We start from the raw sequence: 2032 nt of genomic DNA, 5'->3' as shown, positions 1-2032 counted from the left end.
ATTGTCTTTCATCATCCTCTTTATATGTATTCATGTCCGGCGTTGTTGAAAGAGTGGTTAGACCGAGTACTCGGCAAGGGCTTTGCGTTTGGCGACGGTTCTGCACTGGAAGGCAAATATTGGCGCAGTGTGATCACCACGGGTGGTAAAGAAGAAGCCTTCAGTGCTAGGGGGTATAACAAGTATCCGTTAGAGCAGATTCTGCAACCGTTCGAGTTGACGGCAGCGTTGTGTCAGATGCATTGGATGGAGCCGCTGGTGTTGTATTGGTCGCGCAATGTTTCTGATATTGAACGCTATGAACACGCGGAGCAGTATCGTCGATGGCTGAGTAATCCTCTTGATGAGTGGGAAGCGTTGCACCAAGGAGGTCTGCATGGCGATAACCAGTGAGTTTCTACAAAGCAGTGTTGTGTTTCTGTCGGCGGCGGTGATTGCTGTTCCTTTGGCGCAGCGATTTGGCTTAGGTTCGGTGCTTGGCTATTTGTTGGCAGGGGTATTGATTGGCCCTTGGGGATTACGCCTGATTAGCGATGTCGATGCGATTCTGCATTTTGCCGAGCTCGGGGTGGTGTTACTGCTGTTCTTAATTGGCTTGGAATTGAACCCGAAAAAATTATGGCAAATGCGAGGGCCGATTTTAGGTCTTGGCGGCGCGCAAGTTGTGGTGACGACGGCGGTTATTGGTAGCATTGTCAGTTTGTTTGGCTTGAGCATGCAGGTGAGTTTGGTCATCGGCATGGGGCTCGCCCTTTCCTCTACGGCTATTGCACTTAAAGTGATTGAAGAGCAAGGCCTCAATGGCACCGAAACGGGCCAGTCTGGTTTTGCTGTGCTGCTTTTTCAAGATATCGCCGTCATACCGATGTTGGCTATGTTACCGCTTTTGGCTGGTGAACAGAATGTAGGTAGTTGGTTCGATGCTTTTACCGTTTTAGGCAGTGTCGTAGCCTTGTTGATTGGTGGTCACTTTTTATTGCGCCCTCTGTTTCGTTTTGTCGTGATGAGTGGGGTTCGCGAGCTATTTACCGTGGCTTCACTCTTGGTGGTGCTAGGCATTTCGGTGGTGATGCAAAAACTGGGCTTGTCCATGGCGCTAGGAACTTTCTTAGCTGGAGTGCTGCTGGCCGAAAGTGAATATCGCCATGAGCTAGAAATCGCTATCGAGCCGTTTAAAGGTTTGCTGCTTGGTCTGTTTTTTATCGCGGTTGGCATGGCGGTAAACTTAGGCTTACTGGCGTTGCATCCTCTTGAAATTCTTGGTGCGGTGGTAGCTTTGGTTGTGGTGAAAGGTTTGGTGTTGTACGCCCTAGCCAGAGCGGGTCGAGTGCGAGAAAAAGCACGTAGCCGTATGGCCGCCATCTTAAGCCAAGGTGGTGAGTTTGCTTTTGTGATTTTCACCGCGGCAAGCCAAGAAGGCATTTTATCCAAAGAACAAGTGGCGTTTTTGTTGGTTGTGGTGAGCCTATCGATGGTGACCACGCCACCCTTGTTGATGGGACAAAAGAAGTGGTTCGCTCATACGCTTAACCAGGAAGAAGAGAGCGCCACCAGTCACGTGGTTGATCGTCGTCCTCGTGTCATCATTGCGGGTTTTGGTCGTTTTGGGCAAATCGTTGGGCGCTTAATGTACGCCAATAAAATCAAAGTTACGGTATTGGAAAGTGACGCCAGCCAAATTCACTTACTGCGTAAGTACGGTTACAAAGTTTTTTATGGCGATGCCACGCAAATCGATTTGTTGCGCGCCGCTGGCGCAGACAAAGCGGAAGCGTTAGTGATTTGTACAGACTCGCCGGATGAAGTGATGGCGATTGTCGATATCTGCCGTACGCATTTTCCGAATCTCAAATTGCTCGCTCGTGCTCGAAGCCGAGTTGAGGCCTATCAGTTGATGAGCCATGGTGTGCAAAACTATTCGCGTGAGACTTTTTTAGGCGCACTGGATCTTGGTCGTCAAACTCTGGTTGAGTTAGGCATGCACCCATATCAAGCAAAGCGGGCAGAAGCACATTTTCGTAAGCTCGATAAT

General features: G+C 49.6%; 2 protein-coding genes. Both read left to right on the top strand.

The features are described from left to right. Window positions 1-393, top strand: a 393-nt coding sequence (locus R7P72_RS23705; RefSeq protein WP_318110785.1) for an NAD(P)H-dependent oxidoreductase, incomplete at its 5' end; no start/stop codon positions are given. Next, the coding region (kefB, locus tag R7P72_RS23700; protein WP_318110784.1) for a glutathione-regulated potassium-efflux system protein KefB at window positions 377-2032 on the top strand (1656 nt) is incomplete at its 3' end. The genes R7P72_RS23705 and kefB, both read left to right, overlap by 17 nt.

It is taken from the genome of Vibrio sp. Vb0888 (genome assembly GCF_033338835.1).
GTDB classification, from domain to species: domain Bacteria; phylum Pseudomonadota; class Gammaproteobacteria; order Enterobacterales; family Vibrionaceae; genus Vibrio; species Vibrio alginolyticus.
This window is presented reverse-complemented; position numbering and strand designations above follow the sequence as displayed.